Origin of the sequence: Enterobacter cloacae complex sp. 277I4 (assembly GCF_050031465.1) — a bacterium.
GTDB classification, from domain to species: domain Bacteria; phylum Pseudomonadota; class Gammaproteobacteria; order Enterobacterales; family Enterobacteriaceae; genus Enterobacter; species Enterobacter cloacae.
In genome coordinates this window covers 1,260,076-1,281,509 of the sequence record NZ_JBLGWC010000001.1, presented here as the reverse complement: position 1 = coordinate 1,281,509, position 21,434 = coordinate 1,260,076, and the positions used below count along the sequence as shown (strand labels likewise).

The 21,434-nt window shown below is 53.1% G+C and carries 33 protein-coding genes; all 33 read right to left on the bottom strand.

Annotation, left to right across the window (positions count from 1 at the left end):
• Window positions 1-25: 25 nt before the first annotated feature.
• A complete protein-coding gene (locus ACQG19_RS06135) occupies window positions 26-622 on the bottom strand; it encodes a hypothetical protein (RefSeq protein WP_052135636.1) in 597 nt (198 codons plus the stop codon).
• 107 nt (window positions 623-729) lie between these two features.
• Complete coding sequence (locus tag ACQG19_RS06130; protein ID WP_426725853.1) at window positions 730-1,404, bottom strand: DUF6246 family protein; 675 nt, start codon at window positions 1,402-1,404, stop codon at window positions 730-732.
• A 57-nt stretch (window positions 1,405-1,461) separates the two neighbouring features.
• Window positions 1,462-2,205: an Ig-like domain-containing protein gene (locus ACQG19_RS06125; RefSeq protein ID WP_426725852.1), complete on the bottom strand. Its 744-nt coding sequence runs from the start codon at window positions 2,203-2,205 to the stop codon at window positions 1,462-1,464.
• A 62-nt stretch (window positions 2,206-2,267) separates the two neighbouring features.
• Window positions 2,268-2,651 carry a phage tail termination protein gene (locus ACQG19_RS06120; protein ID WP_045354798.1) on the bottom strand — a complete coding sequence of 128 codons (384 nt, stop codon included), beginning with the start codon at window positions 2,649-2,651 and terminating at the stop codon, window positions 2,268-2,270.
• Entirely contained in the window at window positions 2,648-3,016 is a 369-nt protein-coding gene (locus ACQG19_RS06115; protein ID WP_045336300.1) for a hypothetical protein, read from the bottom strand. The genes ACQG19_RS06120 and ACQG19_RS06115 overlap by 4 nt, the downstream gene beginning before the upstream one ends.
• Window positions 3,017-3,018: 2 nt before the next feature.
• The gene (locus ACQG19_RS06110; RefSeq protein ID WP_426725851.1) at window positions 3,019-3,375 is read right to left on the bottom strand and encodes a hypothetical protein; all 357 of its coding nucleotides are present in this window, start codon (window positions 3,373-3,375) and stop codon (window positions 3,019-3,021) included.
• The gene (locus tag ACQG19_RS06105; RefSeq protein ID WP_426725850.1) at window positions 3,375-3,548 is read right to left on the bottom strand and encodes a hypothetical protein; all 174 of its coding nucleotides are present in this window, start codon (window positions 3,546-3,548) and stop codon (window positions 3,375-3,377) included. Before ACQG19_RS06105 ends, ACQG19_RS06110 begins: the two co-directional genes overlap by 1 nt.
• Window positions 3,548-3,928, bottom strand: coding sequence for a DUF7370 family protein (locus tag ACQG19_RS06100; RefSeq protein WP_196343293.1), 381 nt, complete (start codon window positions 3,926-3,928; stop codon window positions 3,548-3,550). The genes ACQG19_RS06105 and ACQG19_RS06100 overlap by 1 nt, the downstream gene beginning before the upstream one ends.
• Before the next feature lie 2 nt (window positions 3,929-3,930).
• Window positions 3,931-4,332 (bottom strand): hypothetical protein, encoded by a 402-nt coding sequence (locus tag ACQG19_RS06095; protein ID WP_426725849.1) that lies wholly within the window; start codon window positions 4,330-4,332, stop codon window positions 3,931-3,933.
• A gap of 9 nt (window positions 4,333-4,341) precedes the next feature.
• A complete protein-coding gene (locus tag ACQG19_RS06090) occupies window positions 4,342-5,418 on the bottom strand; it encodes a major capsid protein (RefSeq protein ID WP_063159380.1) in 1,077 nt (358 codons plus the stop codon).
• Between the two features lie 11 nt (window positions 5,419-5,429).
• A complete protein-coding gene (locus ACQG19_RS06085; protein ID WP_108684215.1) occupies window positions 5,430-5,870 on the bottom strand; it encodes a hypothetical protein in 441 nt (146 codons plus the stop codon).
• Window positions 5,871-5,873: 3 nt separating this feature from the next.
• On the bottom strand, window positions 5,874-7,259 hold the full coding sequence (locus ACQG19_RS06080) for a DUF2213 domain-containing protein (protein ID WP_426725848.1): 1,386 nt from the start codon (window positions 7,257-7,259) through the stop codon (window positions 5,874-5,876).
• Between the two features lie 92 nt (window positions 7,260-7,351).
• Window positions 7,352-7,546, bottom strand: coding sequence for a hypothetical protein (locus ACQG19_RS06075; RefSeq protein ID WP_044704353.1), 195 nt, complete (start codon window positions 7,544-7,546; stop codon window positions 7,352-7,354).
• Window positions 7,547-7,577: 31 nt separating this feature from the next.
• Window positions 7,578-8,579, bottom strand: coding sequence for a phage minor head protein (locus ACQG19_RS06070; RefSeq protein ID WP_426725847.1), 1,002 nt, complete (start codon window positions 8,577-8,579; stop codon window positions 7,578-7,580).
• Entirely contained in the window at window positions 8,512-9,963 is a 1,452-nt protein-coding gene (locus tag ACQG19_RS06065) for a DUF1073 domain-containing protein (RefSeq protein WP_335264833.1), read from the bottom strand. The genes ACQG19_RS06070 and ACQG19_RS06065 overlap by 68 nt, the downstream gene beginning before the upstream one ends.
• A gap of 28 nt (window positions 9,964-9,991) precedes the next feature.
• On the bottom strand, window positions 9,992-11,554 hold the full coding sequence (locus tag ACQG19_RS06060) for a terminase (protein ID WP_426725846.1): 1,563 nt from the start codon (window positions 11,552-11,554) through the stop codon (window positions 9,992-9,994).
• A complete protein-coding gene (locus ACQG19_RS06055; RefSeq protein WP_426725845.1) occupies window positions 11,551-12,201 on the bottom strand; it encodes a hypothetical protein in 651 nt (216 codons plus the stop codon). The genes ACQG19_RS06060 and ACQG19_RS06055 overlap by 4 nt, the downstream gene beginning before the upstream one ends.
• A gap of 165 nt (window positions 12,202-12,366) precedes the next feature.
• Window positions 12,367-12,585, bottom strand: coding sequence for a hypothetical protein (locus ACQG19_RS06050; RefSeq protein WP_106105990.1), 219 nt, complete (start codon window positions 12,583-12,585; stop codon window positions 12,367-12,369).
• Between the two features lie 179 nt (window positions 12,586-12,764).
• The gene (locus ACQG19_RS06045) at window positions 12,765-13,310 is read right to left on the bottom strand and encodes a KilA-N domain-containing protein (RefSeq protein WP_032634763.1); all 546 of its coding nucleotides are present in this window, start codon (window positions 13,308-13,310) and stop codon (window positions 12,765-12,767) included.
• Between the two features lie 350 nt (window positions 13,311-13,660).
• Window positions 13,661-14,131, bottom strand: coding sequence for a lysis protein (locus tag ACQG19_RS06040; RefSeq protein WP_350362784.1), 471 nt, complete (start codon window positions 14,129-14,131; stop codon window positions 13,661-13,663).
• The gene (locus ACQG19_RS06035) at window positions 14,128-14,568 is read right to left on the bottom strand and encodes a lysozyme (protein WP_350362785.1); all 441 of its coding nucleotides are present in this window, start codon (window positions 14,566-14,568) and stop codon (window positions 14,128-14,130) included. The genes ACQG19_RS06040 and ACQG19_RS06035 overlap by 4 nt, the downstream gene beginning before the upstream one ends.
• Entirely contained in the window at window positions 14,555-14,860 is a 306-nt protein-coding gene (locus tag ACQG19_RS06030) for a phage holin family protein (RefSeq protein ID WP_122008274.1), read from the bottom strand. The genes ACQG19_RS06035 and ACQG19_RS06030 overlap by 14 nt, the downstream gene beginning before the upstream one ends.
• Before the next feature lie 340 nt (window positions 14,861-15,200).
• Complete coding sequence (locus tag ACQG19_RS06025) at window positions 15,201-16,010, bottom strand: antitermination protein (RefSeq protein WP_426725844.1); 810 nt, start codon at window positions 16,008-16,010, stop codon at window positions 15,201-15,203.
• Between the two features lie 112 nt (window positions 16,011-16,122).
• Window positions 16,123-16,764: an HNH endonuclease signature motif containing protein gene (locus ACQG19_RS06020; RefSeq protein WP_200448562.1), complete on the bottom strand. Its 642-nt coding sequence runs from the start codon at window positions 16,762-16,764 to the stop codon at window positions 16,123-16,125.
• A complete protein-coding gene (locus ACQG19_RS06015; protein ID WP_426725843.1) occupies window positions 16,761-17,408 on the bottom strand; it encodes a recombination protein NinG in 648 nt (215 codons plus the stop codon). The genes ACQG19_RS06020 and ACQG19_RS06015 overlap by 4 nt, the downstream gene beginning before the upstream one ends.
• Complete coding sequence (locus ACQG19_RS06010; RefSeq protein WP_426725842.1) at window positions 17,401-18,069, bottom strand: serine/threonine protein phosphatase; 669 nt, start codon at window positions 18,067-18,069, stop codon at window positions 17,401-17,403. Before ACQG19_RS06010 ends, ACQG19_RS06015 begins: the two co-directional genes overlap by 8 nt.
• Complete coding sequence (locus tag ACQG19_RS06005; RefSeq protein WP_426725841.1) at window positions 18,066-18,236, bottom strand: NinE family protein; 171 nt, start codon at window positions 18,234-18,236, stop codon at window positions 18,066-18,068. Before ACQG19_RS06005 ends, ACQG19_RS06010 begins: the two co-directional genes overlap by 4 nt.
• Complete coding sequence (locus ACQG19_RS06000) at window positions 18,236-18,691, bottom strand: YbcN family protein (protein ID WP_017383033.1); 456 nt, start codon at window positions 18,689-18,691, stop codon at window positions 18,236-18,238. The genes ACQG19_RS06005 and ACQG19_RS06000 overlap by 1 nt, the downstream gene beginning before the upstream one ends.
• 248 nt (window positions 18,692-18,939) lie before the next feature.
• Entirely contained in the window at window positions 18,940-19,182 is a 243-nt protein-coding gene (locus tag ACQG19_RS05995; protein WP_125387033.1) for a hypothetical protein, read from the bottom strand.
• A complete protein-coding gene (locus ACQG19_RS05990) occupies window positions 19,179-19,802 on the bottom strand; it encodes a DUF551 domain-containing protein (RefSeq protein ID WP_426725840.1) in 624 nt (207 codons plus the stop codon). Before ACQG19_RS05990 ends, ACQG19_RS05995 begins: the two co-directional genes overlap by 4 nt.
• A gap of 271 nt (window positions 19,803-20,073) precedes the next feature.
• Window positions 20,074-20,457, bottom strand: a complete 384-nt coding sequence (locus ACQG19_RS05985; protein WP_426725839.1) for an ead/Ea22-like family protein — start codon at window positions 20,455-20,457, stop codon at window positions 20,074-20,076.
• Entirely contained in the window at window positions 20,454-20,999 is a 546-nt protein-coding gene (locus tag ACQG19_RS05980; RefSeq protein ID WP_420792525.1) for a hypothetical protein, read from the bottom strand. Before ACQG19_RS05980 ends, ACQG19_RS05985 begins: the two co-directional genes overlap by 4 nt.
• A gap of 74 nt (window positions 21,000-21,073) precedes the next feature.
• Complete coding sequence (locus ACQG19_RS05975) at window positions 21,074-21,415, bottom strand: winged helix-turn-helix transcriptional regulator (protein WP_426725838.1); 342 nt, start codon at window positions 21,413-21,415, stop codon at window positions 21,074-21,076.
• Window positions 21,416-21,434 lie beyond the last annotated feature (19 nt).

The window sequence follows — 21,434 nt, the reverse complement described above, 5'->3', positions numbered from 1 at the left end:
AGGTTTGATATGGTTTTATTGTTGGTTAGTTGCAGGTGTTTTCCCATGAGTCATTAAACTCCTGGCTATCGTCATCTATTACGGAGTGCCCGTTGGTAGATATATACCTTGAATTACCTGCATAAGCGCCGAAACTATTTTTTGCATTTACGTACCCACAAACTGCACCACCCTTGCCGATCTTCTCCCCAGAGAACTCAGCAGATGATGAGTCTTTGAGCAATCCCTTCACTGACTCTTTTGCATCGTAGTATCGGATTGCACGCCCCTCCTCCTGAGCTGTTTCTTGTTTTTTTAAGTCGCTCTTCAGGTCTTCATATTGCTTTCTTTCCGCGTAAGCATCACCAAAAATAGGGGTTTGGGAGTTGACCCAAAAAAGAAATCCCACATTGGCAGCTAATGATACAGCCAAAAAACCAACGGCGCAGAATCGTAAAGTTCCACGCCTCTCCGCCTGTGTAAGACGGGAATTAAACGCCGCCTTCTCGCCTATTTTTCCAAATCCAAAGCCAATGATAATGAAAGTTGCAATTATGAAGACGAGAGATAGTGGCTCTCTTGCTGCGAAGGTGCATGTAATTACTAATGCAATAAAACCCAGCGCCACAAATATCTTGTTCATATCCCTATTCCCCTTTGGTAAAAATGAACATCCTACCCAGGAATAGCACAGGCGCAACGGAAAAGGATGATTTATTGTTCTCAGGGTATCGTTGTATAGAATGTCGGTTACTTCTTTTTCGCATTCTCGCGTCGAACTGCCTGTTTAGCCAGATATTCGTCGGCGATGCTGTCGTACTCTTCGCGAGTAAAGCCTTTCTGGTCAGGATATTTAGCCGCCAGCAGCATCTGAAATTCGGTCATCGTTAACTGAGAGGCTTCAGTGCGGTTCATTCCGAAGTGGCTGCGAGCTGCGCTGATGTAGTCGAATGCTTTAAACTCTGTAGTGCGCTTGCCTGTTTCATGGCGCTGCAGCTGGCGGACCTTAGCTTTGCCGACGACACCATGCTGCATAAGGTGCTGCGCCAGCACGATGATGTCGTTCTTCGGCATCTGTCCCGGTCGGTATACGACGCAATGCCGCCATCCCTTCCATTCGCCGATCATAGGCGTCAGGTCTTCCTCGCAGCACGCCTGAAGCACCAGCATGCACGTTGATAAAAGCTTCTCAGTAGCGCGGTTGAATGATGGAGATAGCCATTCAGGAAATCCTCCCAGCGTGCCAGCGCAAACCTCAATTAGCTGAGCGACATCATTGCCGTGTATGGTGGCGTACGCCTGCACAATCTCTTCCGGAGTGCCGATCCTCGTCATAGCCTCGAATGAAGGCCGTAGCAGGTAATCTTTCCCGCCTTCGCGGCTGTCGCTGATAGAGAGTTCGCCAATATCGGTTAAAGCGGTCATAGGCCTTCCAGTAAACGGTCATTATCAAGGGCAGCACGCCGCCCTTTGGAATGTCCGTTAGGTAACGGTAACCGTATGCACGGCCACAAAGTTGCCGTCTTCGGTGTTGATGATGATCTGCGCGCTGCCGGTGGCGACGCGAGTCACGGTAACGGTGTTTCCGGTGGCCGTAGCTGTTGCTTTGGTCGCATCGGTAGTCGCTACAGTGAAGTCTTTGTTGGTTGCGCCTGTTGGTGCGATATTCACCGTAAAGGTACTGGTACCGCCTGCCGCGCCGGTGCTGGTAGCAGGGGTCACCGTTACGCCGGTCACCGCCACTGCCGTCACTTCGTTGACTTCGATTGTGCTGGCATCGCCCACTTTGAACTCGGTAGAGAACGTGACGATATCGTTGGTACCTCCGTCCGAACTCAGCGCCGTGATGTTCATGTAGCCGATGAATTCTACCGGACCGTAGTCCATGCGCACCCAGATACCAGGCTGGCGCTTGGCCTTCAGCTCATCAGCGAAATACTTGATGAACTTGCCAACACCGTACTGGTCCAGTTTGTCCTTCTTGCGCACTTCACCTTCAAAGCTCAGGGTGAAGTCACTGTTGGTGATGATGGTCTCGACATAGCCGCCGCCGTCATCCGCATCAGAGGTAACCGAGTTCGGGTTGAAGTCGAAGCCTTTCGACGTACCAGCAGCCAGCGCCTTCCACTCAGATTCAAGTGGCTTGACGTCCGGGCAGCCATCGGCGACTTCCAGCACGACCGCACCGCCGAACAGGCGCTCGTTCGAGTTCTGGCAATTAGCCATGTGAAACTCCTCTTTGACGTATAAAAGAAAACCCGCCGGAGCGGGTTATTTGGTTGGGATGGCTATTCGCCGTAAGTGCAGGCGAACTGGAGTCGGAAGACTATTCGCCCTTCTTCTGTGAGCACCGGCGCGGGAATTGCGCCCATGTTCTGGATGTAGCCGACACACTCGTCAGCCATGGGGTTGGCCTGGACGTAATCGACGATGCGCTGTACGGCATTGAGTGCGTCTTTGCGCTTATCTTTTGCGCCTACTACGTCGACCAGGACGTGATACTCAGAGCCGAGGTCTGTACGGATATTCGAGCCGCCGTTTGGCCTGAACACCATGATCGCCTTCGACATGTCACCTGGGTCATCAAACATCAGCTGCTGCACCGTGAAACCGGTCGTTAGACCGGCGTCGCCGAACATATTTCGCACCCGTTCGTGCATCATGGGTGTCATAGTGAAAGCTCCTTACGCACAACATCATCGATGGCAGATCGCTCCTCTTCAAACCCAAGAGTGAGGAATTCCTTTTTAGCAGTTGAGCGACGGAACCTCTGCGGGTTGGCCGGGTCATGAACATAAACGGCATAGTTGGTCGAGTAACCTACCCTGCCTGTAATTACCGCTCCGTCAGTTACGATTTCGCGAAACTGGCTATTTAAAAGTGCTGAGGTATCGATCGGCGTGTAAAGTGCCGCTCTAGCAGCCCCAAGAATCATCGCTGACTGGAGTGCGCGAATGACTTTTCTACCCTGAATATCATTCAGAATTCGGTCAATATTGCGCTCAACACGTGCAGTGCCACGCACTTTGATGCCCATGGCTACACTCCCGTAATTATCGCCCAGTCATCTTCCAGGCCGTCGAGAGTATCGTTCCAGCGCGTTACATGGCGAACCTCATCGGCACCTGCCACGACCGGGTCTGTTTCTGTGCTGACGCCAATCAGGATGTAATCGCCCTCATCGGCCAGTGCGTAAGCCGTGAAAAAGGTGTTTTTGACCACAACCTCTTTACCGATTGACCCGAGCTTTGCAGACAGGCCGCCGATGTAGTCACACATGATGGTTTCAGGAGGTTCGTATGGGTCGACAGGATCGCCCCACTCGTCATTGCCACCTGCACCCTTGCGCCATATCGTGCACAGTTTGTTGTAAGACCATGAAGCAGTAGACGACATCAGCCCTCCTTCCAGCGCAGCACCTTCTCGCCAGTTGCCCGGATGCGCGGGCAGTTGATGAACCACTCGCCGTCCGATTTCACGTAGCCGGTAGTCTCTCGCCCGGTATCGGTCATCACCCATACGCGGACGAATGAACGCGGCAGCCCGTGCTTAACTGATTTGTACGTCATCAGCAGCCCCCGACCACCAGGAACAGGCCCACGCTGTTACCAGCACTGATCGGCAACTCGCCGGTGCATCCGCTGGTATCGAGACGGGCCAGAGAGTCGCGCAACCAGGTAATGCTGTCGTCGCCATATTCAAACGAGCGGGACGCGCCGGACGGCGCACCCTGTGATTTGATGCGGCGCGCGCCTGACGACGTAGCCATAAGCGCGGCGGCGTACATCAGGATCAGCTTCGCAGTGCACTCGTCATACCCGGCACCATCGAGGCACGGGATAATCTTGTTCACCACGCAGAGAATCGGCTCCAGCAGCGCGCCCGGGATGGAGTAACCCAATTCACCGAGGAACGCCTGCACGTCTGCCGCTGTGATTGGGTCAGCCATGGTTATTTCGCCTTCTTGATTGCTTCTGCCAGGGCCGCTTCGGCTTCGTTAGCGCGTTTGGTTTCAGCGTCCAACTTAGCTGCACTTTCCTGCTTCAGTTGCTCAATCACTTCGGCATGCTCTTTATCCTTAGCATCAATTTCAGACCGAGCCTGCTCCAGTTGAGCCAACGCCTCATTGAGTTTTGACTGCAAATCGGAGGCACCGGATGCCACAGGCGCAGATGGTGTCGCCACTTCAAAGACGAGCTTCTCACCCTTCTTCTCGGTGGATTGCTCTGCCTTGCCCTGCTCGATCCACTTTTCAGCGATCGAATCATCGACGTCATAAACCTGTCCAGCCTCCAGCTTTTGAAGGCTGGCACCGGCAAAGAGGTTTGCTACCAATACCTTTACGAGTGCCATGTTGTTTCCTTAGCTCGAAGCGTGAATAACAGAGTAGTGACCGTTGATGTCCTGCTTAACCATCAGGCCAGCAGCACCCCAGGTACGCCAAACGTAATCTGAGTTATAGAACTGACGCGGATCAGCGACGGTACCGAACGCCTGGCCGACGATAGGAGCAATCACGCCAGCCTGCAGCGGCACGATTACGATTTCGTTACCGGTCAGCTCAGCATCTTCTTTGATTGCCGCAATGCCTGAAAGCTTGGAGATCTCTTCCAGTACGGTGCGGAGAGAGTTCACATCGAAATACTGTTCCCAGTTGGACATGATTTCGCTGGAGACGTACCACGTTTGCTGGCCGTACTGCATGTTTTGCAGCTTGAGAACGTCACGCAGGGCGATCGCCGCTGCACGCATGGCTTTCGGGTCGGTGCTGGTTGCGAAGTTAACGGTCAGTGTTACCTGCGCCACACGCTCATCGTGTCGTAAGCCCTTCCAGGTCTTGTCATCGAATTTGATGTAGTTACCGGCCGCATCACGGAAGCCTTCCCAGATGTAGTCCACATACTGGCGACGCACATCATCAACTGATCCGGCCTGAGCATCCGCCAGGGATGAGAGCGCGGAGCCTTTATTGAATACCGGATCACGCCAGTTGAACTTAAAGCCGCTGTCGTGGATCGGCACCATGGTGCCATCGAAGGTGTAAGACTTAGCATCCAGCGCAGCACCAATTTGACCGGACATTGAGGTGTGCGCCCAGCCACGGCCGCCGGTGCGAGCGTATTCGTACACAGACTCTTCAAGACGAACAGAACGAGACAGAGGCATCAGGTCATTCAGCAGCGTGAATTCGGTGTTCGGTTCGAATTGCTTCAGCACGGTCTGGTCATAGGCCTTGTACAGACGGCGGATATCGTCGACTGCGTTTACCGCGTCCAGTACCGGGGCATTTGCCGCTTCACCGCGAACGCGGGTACGAGCAATAAAGTCTGCCACGGCCTGAGCGCTGGAATTGCGAGCGAAAGTCAGTTCATTGAACTGAGCCATGTTGGCTTCGAGGTTCCCGGTTTCGGTCGCCTGCTTAGTGGAGAATACAAACATTCAGGTGCTCCTTATTTAATGACCACGCGCAGGAGGTCACCTGCCGTTGCAATGGTGTATGAGCGGTCTTCTTCTACGTAGCAGCGGACCGATTCATCAGTGCCGACAGCTTTAACGCGGCCGTTGGCCACAGAGAGTGGCTGCCCTTTTGTGTAAGTGCCTGCTGCAGCTGGAACGTTGAAGAAAACGCCTGGGGTTGGGTGGAAAGCAACAACCCAGTCGCCAGCTTTGATGATGTCGTCTACGGTTTTGCAACGCAGGTAGTCATAGTTGGCTACGTAGAGAATCGCAGCTTCATTGCCATCCACGGAAGCGGTGAATTTCTTCGTGGTGTTGTCGAAGAAACCAATCGTACCGGGAGGCGTATCAGCGGCTGCAGCACCTTCACGGTGAAGCTGTGGGTTCGCGAAGATACCGCCCGCGTGAATTACGTGTTTTCCGTCTTTAGCCATTTTTTACTCCGGCATTTCGCTGACTGATTGGGTGTTGGTTGCCTGGCGGAATGCACCGTTCAGGCCGAAAGATGTCTGGCACTTGGCGTACATCGCGTCGAGCGCCTTACCGTCCAGATCCGCGACTTCTTCATCGCTCATGTTCATCGCCAGCTTCACAGCTGCGCGCTTTTCGCCTTTCTCTTTGTCGGCGTTCGCGTTCAGGCTGTTGAAAACGACGTCCACGCGATCGGCGAGTTTCTTCGCCCACGCTGGCATCTCTTCGCTGTTGGTGGCCTGCTCTTTTTTCTTGGGCTTGCCGGTTTCAGGGTCGATTTCTTCATCGCCTTTTTTCTTGGCGGTGGCTTCTTCGGCCTTCATCTGGTTGTATGCGTCCATCAGCTCGGCGTCGGACTTGCCTTCAGTCGGCTTACCAGCGGCTTGCAGCGCATTGATAATCAGTTCTTTCATCGGATCGTTCTCTCCGTTGGTTTTAATCTCGTACTCAGTGGGTTTGCGCACGACTTCTACAGGGTCGCCGACGAACACGGCCTTGCCGTCATCATCGATGAGGTACTTTTGCTTCAGGTATTTGGTGTCATTGCGGTAGATGAAGCTCTCCGGCCACACCGTTTCAGGCCAAAGCCACTTATCCTCGGTGTCACCCTCGCGCAGCTTGTCGCTGATGGCGCGGGAGATGTCGTCAAAAGAAAAGTTGGAGGCATTGGTGAAGAAAAATTTGGTCTTGTTGAGCAGGCCGTCGCGGGTGCAGTCGATACCATCAGCCAGGCGGGCAACTTCGATCTGTTGCTCATCACCTTCCGAGTTAACGAAAATGCCAACGCCCTCTTCCGGAGTCCCGGCGCCCGGCTCATCAAGCAGCACCGCCACATGGTCAAACATCATGTTGGTGGCGATCTCGTTGTACTTCTTGCCCTTCGATTCGCCGTTGGCGGCAATGCCGGAGTACAACAGGCCGGTGGAGATGTGGATCGGGTCGGAGTTGGTACCGGCCAGCATCTCATCCAGACGGTTAATCAGGCGCTTGCCCTTGTCGCTGGATTCGGCGTACTGCCGGTTAACGTACATATCGCCCGTCACCTTCCCGTCTTTGTGGCTGACGTTCTGTAGCCAGGCCCCGACGTGGTACTCGTTCACCGCCCGGACATCTCGCGCCGATACATGCTTGCCGTCCACTTTAGGGTGACCCAGCGGCATCGGATTATGCTCGAGCGTGTTGTAGGCCTTTTCGATTTCTGCTGCCGGGTACAACTTCCGGTTCATCACGATATCGTCCACGACAGGCGTGATGCCGCGAACCACGATATGTGGCTTGCCGTCGATGGTTTCAGTGGTGATGTTTGAAGCGGAGTTGACGACGGTCAGCACGTTAACGCGGTTGCGTTTCATGCTGGGTCCTCGTTGGTGGATTTCAGGCAATAAAAACCCAGCGCTATGGCTGGGTCGCTAATGGTTTAGGTTGCTCTGAAACTTACTTGTAGTTAATTTACCCGATTGAATGCGGTAATGATTACTGCGTCAGGCATTACCATTCTTTGTTTGGCTATTTCTTTTGCTGTATTCATAAAGAAAACATCCGGCTCCAATCCTTCAGGATCGGCTACAACTGTCGATCCTGTAAGGTAGACCTGTCCATTTTTCAAGATTTGGTAAGCTACGAAATATTTGTTAAGCATGACTACCTCTATCGCTCTGAATGAACGGTAATTATGCCCCTTCTTTCCAGCTTATCCTCTCTTTTTTTAGCTTATCCGCCAGCCCCTCGTTGAATATGCTGCCGTCGTCGTTAAGCAGCGCTGGTATCTGGCTGCAATAGCAGTTGTACCGGTTGCCGTTCTCAGCGTAGAAGTCCCGCACCTCTTCGGTGGTGTAGACCTTGCCGTGTCGGCTGGCGTGCCAGGTGCGCGTAGTAGGCTTGAGCGCTGACAGCCATAGCAGGCCGGTATTCAGCCCAAGACGGTCGGCGGCCCAGTCCGTTTCATTCCACTGGGCTTGCCGCAGCGCGCCGACCTGCTCGGTCTGAGCGATGTTCTTTGCTTTCGACATCGACACATCGAGGCGCTTGCTGATGACGCTGGCCGTCTCGCGAGGATTCACGCCGCGCGCTACCGCATCGGTGATTATGTTGGTCAGGTCGCCGCGGGCTGTATCGCTGATGACCTTCCAGTCACTGAACGTTGTCAGCCTGGCCACCGATATCTGGTTAAGGTAACCGGGGCTGCTTAAAAGCTGCTGGAGCGTCGTCTGGCTGGCGTATACCTGCGACTGCTGCGAGAGGTTATTGAATGCCTCCAGCGTGCCGCGCTGCGCCTCAGCGACAACGTAATCCATCGCCCAGAGGTTTTGCTCGCCACCATCCAACAGGTAATCATCGAGAATGCTCTGCACCGCTTCCAGCAGATCAGCAAGCTCCTGCGCCGACATGTCGTAGATGAACTTGCCGGCGTTGACCTGGTAGAGCCGCATGTCCTCGCCGTGGTTGTGGCAGAGGAAGTGCCAGTTATGACTGTTTACCTCTCGCTCTCGCCCGGTCAGGCGCTGGTCAAACAGAGCTTTCAGCGCTCGCTTGATGCCGAGGTATCGCTCCTCGATATCCCGGAACATCGCGGTTACCTGCTTTGCCGATCGGGTTGGGTCAACCTTACTGCGAGGAACTACCGGTGTCCCGACTTTCGTCTTTTGCTCCGGAGTCATCGGAAAGAGGATCATCGGTCGTTACCTTTTTATTTGGGTCAGGCGGCTTAACATCTTCACGCGGCTCAAGTTCTCCCGCTTCCCTGACCTCGTTCTCATCAACAGCAGGTGTGCCGTAGGCTTGCTGGGTATCCTTCGCCACCGCAGCCATTTCCTTCATGTTGGCAATCTTCTCTTTCTCGCTTGGAGCGAGTAGATCAGACCAGGTTAACGTGATTTCGCCAGATTTAGGTGGTTCGATAACCTCCACAGTCCAAAGCCGTTCTATAACTGAACTTGCCCGGTCAGTCTGGAACCCGTTGCGGCGACCATTACAGCGCTTGGCAAAGTCGTTTTTGTCCTGATCTGAAGCAAGCCTTCCTGTCTGCTGGCCAAACAAGATGGTGAATGGCATCTGGACTGAAGATGAAAACTGGTTAGCTGACACTGTCCACGTTGGACTCGGATCGGCAGCGGCAACGGAAAGCACTTTAGCCTCTCCGTCCTGCGTCACCAGGGCCGAATCTGTACCAGAGTTAAGCTTCTGGATAGCAGCGTTAAGCGCCTCAGCCAGCCCCGAGTAACCAGCCTTCTTGGCATCCTCCATGATTTTGTCAATCTTGGTGTCTTTCGACATGTTAATGCCGAGCTGCCTGCTGGCGTTTTTCAGGAACCCCTCAGCGCTGCCGCCGGAGGTTTTAGCCATATCCAGCAGGTCGTTATAGCCTGCACGCAAGAACGGGATGCCAGCCAGTGAGGATTCATCTTCTGAGCCCTCGCAAAAAATAATGATCCGCTCAGGATGAATTTTGATTGAGCGCATAGGACCAACAATACTGCCGTTGTCCCCTACAGGTTGCTCCTGAAAATAATAAAACTTCGGCATGGCGTAATCAGGGGACTTCTGATCCTGCTCTAATTCGCCAGGCTTTACCTGCGATTCCCATGCAGGAATCATCTTCACCAGGCCACGCTCGCGCGAATTACGCATTACGTCACGATTAACTGGCTCAGACCATTCACGACTATCGGCAAACTGAAGAATTAGGGCTGAGTAGTGACCGACAAGGTTACGTCTATCAGCGTCCTTCACCTTGGCCCAGTATTTCTTCATGAGCTTGGTGACTTTCTTTTCCCATGGCGTCGACTTTTTAGACTTCTTCGTCTCATCGCCGTCGACGATCACCGGGGTATCAGTCCAGCATGCATCGAGCAACTTATGCACCGCGCCGAACGCGGCACCGTTGCGCTCATACATGTTATAGAAATGGTCAAAGTCGAGGCGCTCAGGATAGCCAAATTCACACCACAGATGATGTCTCTTAGTGTTGCCTGATTTATTGAAGCCAGCCGCATAAAGCTGTCGAGATCGCGATACCTCGTTGAGGCTATTCACAATCAGCCCAGCGAGGACTTGCATTTCTGTATCGTTACTCACTGAGTTGTCCTTATGTGAAGAATATCGCCCCTAAACGGCGAGGAGAGTGCAGCACGCGGTAACGGGTTGCATCCCAGTCGTGGTCTTCCTGCTGGGTATCTACGTCGTCCGGGTTTTTGCTGTCGCGAACCAGCACGGGTATGCGGCTAATCCATCCGCGGCAGTGCTCGAAAACGTAAAAGGCAGGCTTCTCAGGGATGCCAGATTCCAGCTTCTTACCTTCAACTACAGCCTCAAGCATGTCAGCGAATACCGAGGCCCCGTTTACTCGCGAGCCAGGCTTCTTATTGGCCTCAAGCCATTCGACACCCTGATTTTCCATTTTCTGACCGATCGATAACTCATCGTCACCGGTATTGAAAATGGCGCTATCAGCCGGGCCCGGAATAACTTCCGAGCATATTCCCGGAACAATGTTTAGCTGGCCCTGCGTGACACCGTCGATTTGAATCTCTTCAGGCTCGTCGGCTTCTTCGCCAACCAGCCGCTTGTCAATCCACGCCACGCCTTTGGCGACGTTGGTGGATGACATATTCAGGCCTTTGTTCAGCTCGTCAGGAGGGCAGCCGTACCACTCGCCGATCAGTATCAGCGACCCGGCTGGCGGGCAGAACTGTCGACCATCTGGCAGCTCGGCGGCAGTACCATCAGCCTGCGCCCACCAGAGGTTAGAGAACGGCTTCGACTCACCCCAGTCATGGGAGCGGTCGACGGTCCAGCTATCCGGTATGCGGAACGGCTTAATGACGTGCAGCGATTCATTCCAAAGGTGGTCAAATCGCCCGCCGCTGGTCACATCCCAGGAACCCTCTACCCACGCTTTGCGTCGGTTAGGGTCTTTGATGGCCATCAGGGTCGCGATGTACTGCGGGTCGAGGTACGGGTTCTCTTTGAACGATCCGTGGATGGCAACGCGGGTAAGCGTGATTTCCTCTTCTCGTTCTGTCTGGGGGTTGAACACCATTTGCCGGTCACGCTGTACGGTTCCGCGCGGCGCTGGCTCAATGAATCGCTTCTTCACCCAGGTATGCCCGATGCCAAACGGGTTGGTCGTGCTGAACGTCTCCAGCGGGATTGGCCTCAGTAACTTGCCATTCTCCAGCGGGTAGTTTTCCGGCCTGAACGATGAGCGTCGGCAGGAGAACATCATTTCGTAGAATTCCGGGGACTGCTGTTTCGTCAGCTCGTTAAAGCCAATGAACGGAAACTCCTGCCCGTGGAAATCCCAGTAGTCGTCTGCCTCTTTGCCGAAGCGGAAGAGAAGCTCCTCACCTGTTGGCCACACCCAGCGCAATTCGCTCGCAGATGACAGGTATCGCGCACCATCGTTGAACAGGCGAAACATACGCTTCGACTGAGTGATGATGTCTGCCAGGTTCTTATATTCGGTATCGAAGATGACACCGCGCCAGAACGAGCCATAGCCCACGCCAACATTGCGCCTGAACCTGGCTAACTGCGCAGCGGTCTTACCCGGGCCGCGAGTGCCTTCGAACAGGATTTCGTTACACGGGCAACTCAGCGCCAGAGACTGTGATCCAGGCAGTGGCTTCCATACAGCTTTGTAATTCATCCACCGAGCACCCCGTCCTGTTGTTTTTGCGCTGCCGCTTCCCAGTCGTCCACGTTGTCACTGGTTGGCACCAGCATGACGTTATGGGTGACCTCTTTCGTTTCAGCCTTATTCTCGATGCTGTACGCCTCACGTTCGAGGCCAATCAGCGTCTTCAGGCTGTCGCTCAGGTCTTTCATGGATTTAACGCGGGAAGGCAGGCTGATCACTTTCTGATAAATTTCATTAAGCCGGTCCCGCCCTTTATCGTCGGGGTCAAACATGATGTCGCCCAACTGCTCGAGCGCGCTTACATCTGCGCACTGCGCACCAAGTTCATCGAATAGCGTGTTTGTCAGTTCACGAGCCCGGCGGATGTCTCCCCGGTGCTCCATGCGTACCGTGGCAATCACCTCGGCAGTCGCCTCTATCAGTACGCGTTCGGTCAAAGTGCTTTCGTTGCGTACCGTCCTGCGTACCTCCTGCTTGCGTACCAGATCGTCAGCCTTTTGCTGAATCTTCGCATTGAGGTCACGCGACCAGTCATCACGCTTGGCACGCTTACGGATAGCGCCTTCGCTGATACCTTGTTGTGATGCTATTTCTCGGAGAGACATCACTCCGGCCCGGTACGCCGTCTCGATGGCCTCCCAGTCCGGTTTGCTCATTCGTTACTCCGTTATTTCTTTACAGGCTCATACTTCAGCTTCTGGCTAATGCCATGCTTGACGAGGAAGTTTCTCACCTTTTGGTAATCAGGCTCGCAACGCATCATCAGGCAGAACACTGTCAGCGTCCTGAGGTAGACAGGAACCCACCACCTGCTTTTGATTTCAGCTGACAGTCTGCACATCGCCATTGATTTCTTCCTCGGTAGGAACCGGCGTGAACTCCACGCGCTTTACATCGGCAGGTGCGAAATACAGCCACTCGCCTGTCTCAGTCGCCAGCGGTACGAAGCCGTTAACCAGCTCAGGCTGACGTCGTGACATCTTGCCCGTGAAGGTTTCGCCTGTTTGGGTGGTTAGCGTGATTTGGTAGATGTCGGACATGATTACCTCTTTGCCTTGTCGCAGCTGTTGCCCTGCTTCTCAGAAGTGCTTAGCCACTTACGGCTTACCCGTCAGCAAGATGTGATCACCATCCTTGCGGGGTTACACAGATCATTATCGAAGCCCCTCAGTGAAGAGCTTCTGTAATGCCGCTATTTGCCGACGCAATTCTGCGTTGGCTACCCTGCTTTCGCTTCCATCAGCGTGACCATGTCAGGGTCCATCTGGCTGACGATCCGCTCACGAGCGCAATTGAGAAGCTTCTTGCGACCACCGACGCCCCACTTATTCATTGCCCGGGCACATGCGCTGACCTCTTTGGTCTCATTGGCGATCAGCAGGTCAAGTCGGTTGAGTCGGTTCATATTGCTAAGACCGTTGAGCACAGCCTCGCGGAAGGTTTCATAAACGCGGATTTCAAACTCCGGCTTAATCCAGGCGGCATATCGAATAGCGAGTAGCTCTGCAGCCCATACGCCGGGCTCGTCACCACCGCGAATTACTCTAAGTGCCTGGTTATCTTCCATAGGACATTTTTGTCCTTTGCCTGCCAGCGCCTGAACGAAACGCTTTACTGATGCACTACGAATAAACTTGCCCGGCTTTTGTGACTCAGTAGCCTCGCCTTTCAGGACGGCGGCGGCATGAAGGTCATTCAGGCTATATCGCCCCTTCTCGTCCACTCGGACAGATACACCATTCACGATCACAGTTGGATATGTCATAGCGTTTACCTACTCTTTGAGATGAACCTTTGCCGAAATGAAACGCCAGCCCACCGAAGGCTCGCCAGCACTAAACTGACGTCTCCAAAGGCTCATTTCACAGGTTGGGTTCGGTGTGTTTTATTTGCATCGAACATGCGATAACCAATCAGGATCTGGCAGTTATCGCAGGAGCATGCTCTACCGATTCGGTCGGCAGTTCTTAGTGCGGGGTGTCACCGCAAAATAAAAAGCCTCACGGATGCGAGTCTTGAGTAAATCATTAAATTTCAATTAGATATAGCCATCCAATTAATAGCTATGAGTACGTTTGAATAGCCATTAATAGACATGAACACTCGAAAATATTTTTATTTCATGCACTGATCTTTGATGTAGTCCTGCAAATATCCGACCTGCTTCGTCACTGTGACGATTCGCTCTCTGAGGGTGAAATAATCCCGTTCAGCGGAGTCAGTAAGTCGGGGGCCGGAAGCATCGCCCAGGCCGCCGGAGCCGGGCGCTCCGTTCGCGGGACAGTTTGCGTTGAGCTGCAGCCGCTTACGGCCAGCAATGACATCGCTATGCAGACGCTCAATGGTTTCTTTCGCATCAGCCAGTTCTCCGGTGTATTTCGCATCCAGCGCAGCCACATCTCGCTGGCGGGTCTGCATGTCTTTAATTGTGGCGTTAGCCAGGCTGAGATTCTTGGTGGCTTTGTCACGCTGGTCTTTGTAGGTGATGGCATTGTCGCGGTAGTGGTTCACGAAGAAAGCCAGTAAGCCAATTACAGCCAGCACCAGCAACTGCAGCCAGTAACGCTTTACCAGTGCGCCAATCATGACAGGAACAGAGCCCGCTCTGCCTCCCGACGACGGGTGAGCCCATTCAGGACTTTACCGCCAGCTTTATTCCAGCGCAGGAACTCATCGGCTGCGCCAGCGTAATCACCGGCGTTGAGTTTTCGCAGAAGAGTCGATGTCGACAGTGAACGGGCTCCGAGGTTATACGTGAACGATACCAGGGCGTCGAATTGCCACTGAGTCAGGCTGACTTTAACCAGGCGGGATACGTCGCTTTCATAGCTGACCAGTCCGGTCTTCAGCAGGCGCTCTGCTGTTTCCTGCTTAATCGTCATCCCGGCGCGGATTGGTTTCCCGTCGACAGGCAGAGTCCAGCCATAGCCGATCGTCCATACACCGACGCTGTCCTGGTACGCGGTAAGCTTGCAGCCTTCGAACTGCTTGATCAGGGCAATGCCTTTCTCACTGGTTTGCATTCTTCATCCCCGTCAGACGCTCCCAGAAGTACGTCAGTGCTACAGAGCCCATCGCCCCGCTGATACCAGACGTAACCAGAATCATGTAAAGACTCAGCCCGCTTTCAACGCTTATCAGGCCACCAATGAGTCCGGTAAAGCCGGACACTGCAATTTGCGCCAGCGCGTTGATCCAGCTCCAGGTGGCTTTGTTCTGCTTAACGTCAATAAGGTATCGGACCAGGCCGCCCCAGCATGACAGAGCAAGGACAATCAGCCATGACACTCCGGCAATGCTTTCTTTATCTTGCATACGTTTAGCCATATCACCTCCGAAAGAACGGGGTGCTGTTTGTGTAGAGTGGAAGGATGCCAGGAAACAACAACCGGACATCGCAAATAAAAAAGCCAGCGACAGGCTGGCAATGTGAGGGTAAGGCAATGTCGGCTCTAGGGCCGAAGGGTCCCAGGTAGTGGGTTCGGTGTGCGGCGTACCGCAAATAAAAAAGCCCAAGGCGTTAACCTCGGGCTTGAAATTTTTTGGCTTCGGAACGACTGAACGGATTCCCAGCGTTAGAGATGAATCTATCCAGTTTTTCCGCGAAATGCAATAGTAATTTCCTAAATATTTTATGCTTAGTGAAAAATATTTTTCATCTCGTAACTTTTGAGAGAACAGAATCAGCCATAGACTCCTGTTTGTGGCATTCGGCGACCAACTCTTCAAAAAGCGGCTGAAGCTGCTCATATGCAGCCGTTTTCTTTATCTCCACAATAGTATTAACACCTTCAATAACCGTGGAGAATTTCAGCCTGGCATACCCTCTCCCGCCACATCGTTCACAGACCTTCATCACTGGCACGCCCTGACGATCGCTTTCTGCCTTGTCCAGCACCTTGCCTTTACCATGGCAGCGACACGAATTGCTGATAACGCCTTTTCCGTTACATGGCTGGCATTTAACCCGCACCACCTCCCGCGCTTGCGTCCAGCTCTCCCAATCGCTTGGGCGAACGGCCCGCGACATTTTCGACCAGTACGGCGGTTTCCCCCATGGATATGAGACCTTGTTGGTAAAAACTTGTGCTTCTGTAAATCCGCCACCATCACAGCAATCACATTTTCGAGTGCTGGCAGCACTTCTTGAATAATCCTGGTATGCAAAAGCGCAGAGAACCTTAAGCACGCCTGACCGAGCTGATTCATCGAGTTCAGACAGTGCTCTGAATTTACCTGATAACTTACGTGCCTGCTCATAGAGTCTCTCCAGTGCTATATCTGGGCTGCTAATGCCGATTTTCGAGAGGTAAAGATCGAAACCAAACCCGCACTTGTGACCAGCAATGCCAAGCGCAGCCATAACGTCAGTGCCGGTGAGACTGTCGGATGCGGTTGCGCGAGGAGAGTCACTGAACATCGGTGATTTAGGCGCAAAGTATTTAGCGATTGATTCGAGGTTCATTATGCGGCTTCCTTCTGTGGCTGATTGGTTTTGGTATGGCTGTGCTTTGCTATTGGCGGCAGGCTAGCGCGCTTAACGCTTTCTGCCTGGTACCGCAGGAAGTCGGTGTGGTTCATGCTGACTCCTTCTGCTTTGGTCCGCGATATTCACCATACAGAGGTGTTCTTCCTCTTGGCCTGGTATGCCTGTGGGTTACTTTGGGAGAAAAAAGCGCATCCTCTACATTCATTCCATTTTTTAGTCGACGCTTGATGGATGTTTCTGATACTGAAACGCGAGGATCCCTTGACCATTCTGTGGCGGTTTTCGTTTCGCCATTGAAAGTTATGGCTGTGCGTCCTTTTTTTGTGTGCTCAGGGATATGCACTCGAGAGCGCATGACATTACACGCCCGGCAAAGCACCCTAAGGTTTGAGTCCGCATTGTTATCGACAACCTCATCGATGTGATCAATATGCGCGGTTTTCCATGTGACCTTCTTGCCGCATTTTTCGCATGGTGGAAGTGTTTCTCCATAGCGGTCGTAAACAACTTTTCGGTGCTCATATACGCAACCATTCGCCATTGATAGTGGGTGATCAGGAATTTTGAGCATTTGATATCCCTTCGCATTTTTATGCCTGAATTTCCCTTTACCGTTTTTTGTGAGTTCGTAGGTCCCGTAGCGCATCATTCGGAAGTAGTGCATTTGACAGACACCCTTCCCTGGGTAGTGTTTGCATTCACGATCACAACCTTCAACTTTGCATTTCATGCTGCACTCTCCTGTAATTTTTGACGGCGCTTCATCAGTGCATTGGCCCTGCGGGAAAAAATTGCTTTCACGCGCTTCAGGTAGGTAACGTCAAACCGACGTGGGGCATTGTCAGCTTCGAGCCGCTCTACGCGCTCAAGGCCGATGCGATCAATCAGGCGGATCCGGTACTCAACAGCATTACCGCTCAACTGCCGGTTACAGCGGGTGCAAGCGGAGTGGACGTTAAACACGTTGAATTTGAGGTGTGAGGCAGCGCCGCGTGAACGGTAATGGCTGGCATCAATGGCGCTGCCAGTCAGGTAATTGCTTTTGCCGATGAGTGGATTGCCGCAACTGACACATGGCTTACCTTCATCGCGGATCCGGATGTAGCGATTGAAAGCTGACTGAGCCTCTTTATCCCACTGAGATTTAGACTTGAGTGACTCGCGCTTGGCCTTACGGCGCTTGCGCCCGGCCTTCTCGGCTTCTTTCTGCTCCTTGATACGCTTAGCGGCTGCTTTCACCTTCTCCTTTTGACGTTCTTCCATCGCGAGGATTGCGCCGTGCTCAGGGCAGCACCAGCGGATCCGAATATCGTGAAATTTCGGCACGAAGTATTCACCGCACACTTTGCACTTACGGCGGGATGGTTTACGCATGGGCACCACCTTGAACCTGTACCAGCGTGAGTTTTCCGCAGAACACGGCACCGGTGTCGATGTACATCTGGTTGGCATATTTCAGGGGCTGGCGCGCTGGGGTGTGTCCGAAGATAAACAGATCTGCACCGGCTATTGCAGAGACAATGCCGTCCAGCGCGTCGCTAACCCGCTCACGGTTCCAGATCACCATTTCTTCTGGTACTGGCTTATCGAATGCGTATTCGTTGTGCGGGTAGTCTGCGTGGCAGATGACGACCTTCTTATTGCCGGTAATCAGTTCGATAATCATCGGAAGATTGGTAATCTTTGGCAGAAGGTATTTGAGTTGCACATCCTGCTCAGAATCAAGTTGGTGCCACCATCCACCGCCGTTTGACATCCAATGTCCGAAACTTCCGCCGTTTACCAGTGCATCGAGCATCATCTGCTCATGGTTGCCACGAACAGCACGGAACCACGGCATAGTAATCAGATCCAGGCATTCGACGTTTTCCGCGCCGCGGTCAACAAGGTCGCCAACCGAAATCAGCAAATCACGCGCCGGGTCGAACGAAACTTTTCCGAGCTCATTCATCAGCAGCGTGTAGCACCCATGCAGATCGCCGACGACGAAAATATTGCGCCAGTCAGCGCCATTAATACGTTGATACATGCTCATGCAGATTTTCTCCTCGCCGCGAGTCGCAGCCATTTCTGATCCACCAGACTGGCGGTGTAGTCTTTCAGGGTCGGGATGTCGGACGGCTTAACAGCGGGCTTACGCTGACGGCGCGCCGGAACGCGGAAGATTTCGTTTGTGATGACGCGGGAAAGTGGAGTAGACATCAGGCCTCCTGCTTATCGCGCAGCACCTGGAACTCGCTGCTTTGAGGGATGGTGAGCACCAGGCCAAACTGAGCGCACCAGCCTTCTACCTGGCACATGAAATGGTGCATGTCGCCAGTGTCCAGATCGGACGTGTGGCGCAGCTCTAATTCAATCGTCTTAATTCCGGTGACGAAGTCGGTGTATTCAACCTCTTCATAACCGAGATAGGTCTTTTTGAGGTTGCGCTTTACCCATGCAGGCGTGGCGTCAGTGCGCCCAGACTTGATCAGGTAGTCGCTAATTTCCTTGTACCAAACGTGGCTCAGACTATTTTGTGAAAGGCTTCTCTTCTCGCGCCAGTCTTTGAGTTGGAGCCGGAAGCACTCACCGTTTTCGAGAAGTGGCTTCAGATGCTGAGTAATTGCGCCAAGGTTTCCACGGTGTAGCTTTATGCCGTCTTTTGGGAGAATCATACGGCCTCCTTAACGGAAACCGCAGAATGCAGAAAATCGCAGGTGCATTTCTGCATCTGTGACAAGGTGAGGAGTTCAGATTGTGGTCGCATTTAAGTCCCCTTAAATGCGCAGAAGTCGCTAACGGTTGTTCAGGCCGTCAGCACAGATAGTATGGACGGTTGATTCAACAAAATCAACGCGAGAAAAAGGCCTCCGGAGAGGCCCTGGCTGTCGATATGGGGATTCCCATATCGCTTGTATGGCAGTTACACCAAATCGGGCAATTTGAAGCCTGCCATGTCTTCCGCCCGGATTGGAGGCGATAGGCAGTCAGCAAACACCAGGGTGCCATCGAGCAAAATCACGAAACCCCACCCCATAAACAGGTTGGCACTACACCAGTCAGCCTTTAGGGGCACATCTGGCATCTTGTCTGGAAAGACTGGGTAATGCTCAGCCAGCCACTCCATTGCGTCGCAGCGATTGAGAGTATATTTGTCGTACATCATGCCTCCTGCTGCGGTGCTGCTGGCAGCGGCATCCAGTGCGTGACATGCTCTACTAACAGATTATCGCAATAGAAATTCCAGTACCTGTCATACGCACCAGACCAAACTTCTCCATACTCATTGAATGCCAGGATGGCCTTAAACTGCTCCGGCATCAGATCACTGCAAGCCACCCAACCATCCGGAATCACCGGAGAGTTGAGTTGTTCGGAATTACCGAACGACTGAAGCATGGCTGCGCGATAGGCGTTCCAGCCGACAGCTTTTCCGTGTTCAAACGCGCTGTCAAAGTCATCATCCATTTCCATCGCAGCGGGCACAGATACCGGTGCTGGCGGGGCGGTGTAGAGTGGAATCTCTGTAATTTCGTACTCGTTGATATCTTCCTGAGACCAGTTGCCAAATCTTGTATGTAGGCTAAACCGAGCATCAGCGTGAAGATTGTCTTTGTACATGTACGCCACAGGCTCCACTTCGAGCGATGCCAGCGCGATACGCGCATTATTAATCAGGAGGCTATCAGCAGGAGATAAAACAACATGAGCGTTACCCTCCGCATCAATTTCAGAATTCGTAATTTTTCTGAACAGCTTTGCCAGTTCTTTGGTAATAGTGCTCATGGGCGAATCTCCGTCCTGCCACCAAGTAAGCGGATTGCCACTCGTTCCCGGAAGGTAAGCGGTCGATGGTGTCCGCGGGCATTAACAATTTCAGGCTTTCCATTAGGCGGATAATTGACCCTGACCGATTGACCATCTAGCGCGTGAGAAGCCTCGAGTAGTGCTGACTTTAAGTGCGCAGGGCACTCTTTCTGCACCCGCTCGCCGTCTGAAATGACACCTGCAATCCCCTGAAGCATGCTGGCTAAATTGCTGAGATAATTTTTCACATTCACTCTCCTTTACCGGTGCCATAGGCAGATAAGCACTCTTCAAATCCAGCCTGATTATCCGTTTGACCTAAACTGAAGCCATGCTGAAGACCATGACGAAATGCGCTATCTTGCAATTTATCTGCGCTATCGAGCTTCGCTTCCAGTTCAGCGATTCGCTTCTCTGCGGTTTCCAACACATCCAGCAGCGCCAGCACGGTGGCGGGGTTGGCTGCGGCGATAAATGCAGCATCACGCGCTTCGTTTTCACTGAATACCATGGCTATTTGCTCATGGTTCACGCCGTCAGTGGAGTAAATCTCATCGTCGAACTCAACAGCCCACCGGCCTTTCGTCGCCTTCTCCGCCGCTTCACGCAGAGCCTGGTAATTAATCTCGCTCACTGGTTGCCTCCTTTGCGAAGCTGGGCGGCGATATCTTCGAGAACGCCATCAGAGAATGAGCGGTCAAAATCGCCTTCCGGCGCATTAGCCATAAACTCAGTAGAGGTAAGAATCATCCTGGCAATATCCGCGGCGTTCTTTGCAGTATCATCAATAAAACCAGCTTCCCAGGCAGCCAGCATTCTGTTCGCCACAAAGTAAGCTCCCTCCTTGCGTGCTTCAGTCTTCACTTCAGCCAGGAAAGCGTCGGTGGCCGGGGTGTTGATTTCTGGCTTGGCATATACCGGCCAGCAATCAGTACCGTCGGAATTCTTGTGGCCAGCATCATCGTGAACATCAAGATACTCACCGCACGGGAGAGGGTCTTCCCATGTTGGCGGGATAGTGTGCCAGGATAGATAGGCTTGAGGCTTGTCAAACGCAGCCTTCAGCCCCGCATTCTCCGCAGCCAGCGCCGCGCATCTGGCTTTAAGCTCTGATAATCGGTCACTGCATTCCGCCAGCACCACATCAACATCGGTATCAAGCGGAGGAACATGCATGCTGGCGCGGCCTTTGGTGAAGTCTTCAAGTGCCTTTTCGATTCGTTCTTTCAGTGCTGGCTGTGTATTATTTTTCATGCTCTCACCCCGTATACGCTTAAAATTCTTCTCATCGCCGCGCTGTTGCGGCACTCCTGGCAGATCACGTTCGTGTCCGTCCGCTGAATTAACTTCGACTTGCCATGCTTCATGCCTGGTATCGTGTCCGGGGCGAAGCGAATTCCGTAGCTGGTAAGGCTGTAAAGGCGCTGGCCGTATTTTCCTTCGCAGCTGATCAGCCCATCGGCCAACAGCGTGCTAATCGTCCCGGATATCTTTTTGGTGTCCATGCCGATAAGCTCGGCCAGCTTGACGCTGTTCAGGCCTGGGTTATTGCGCAGGGCGGCCAGCACCTGCTCACGGATTGTTATGGTCATTGCCTACCCTCCGGATCCC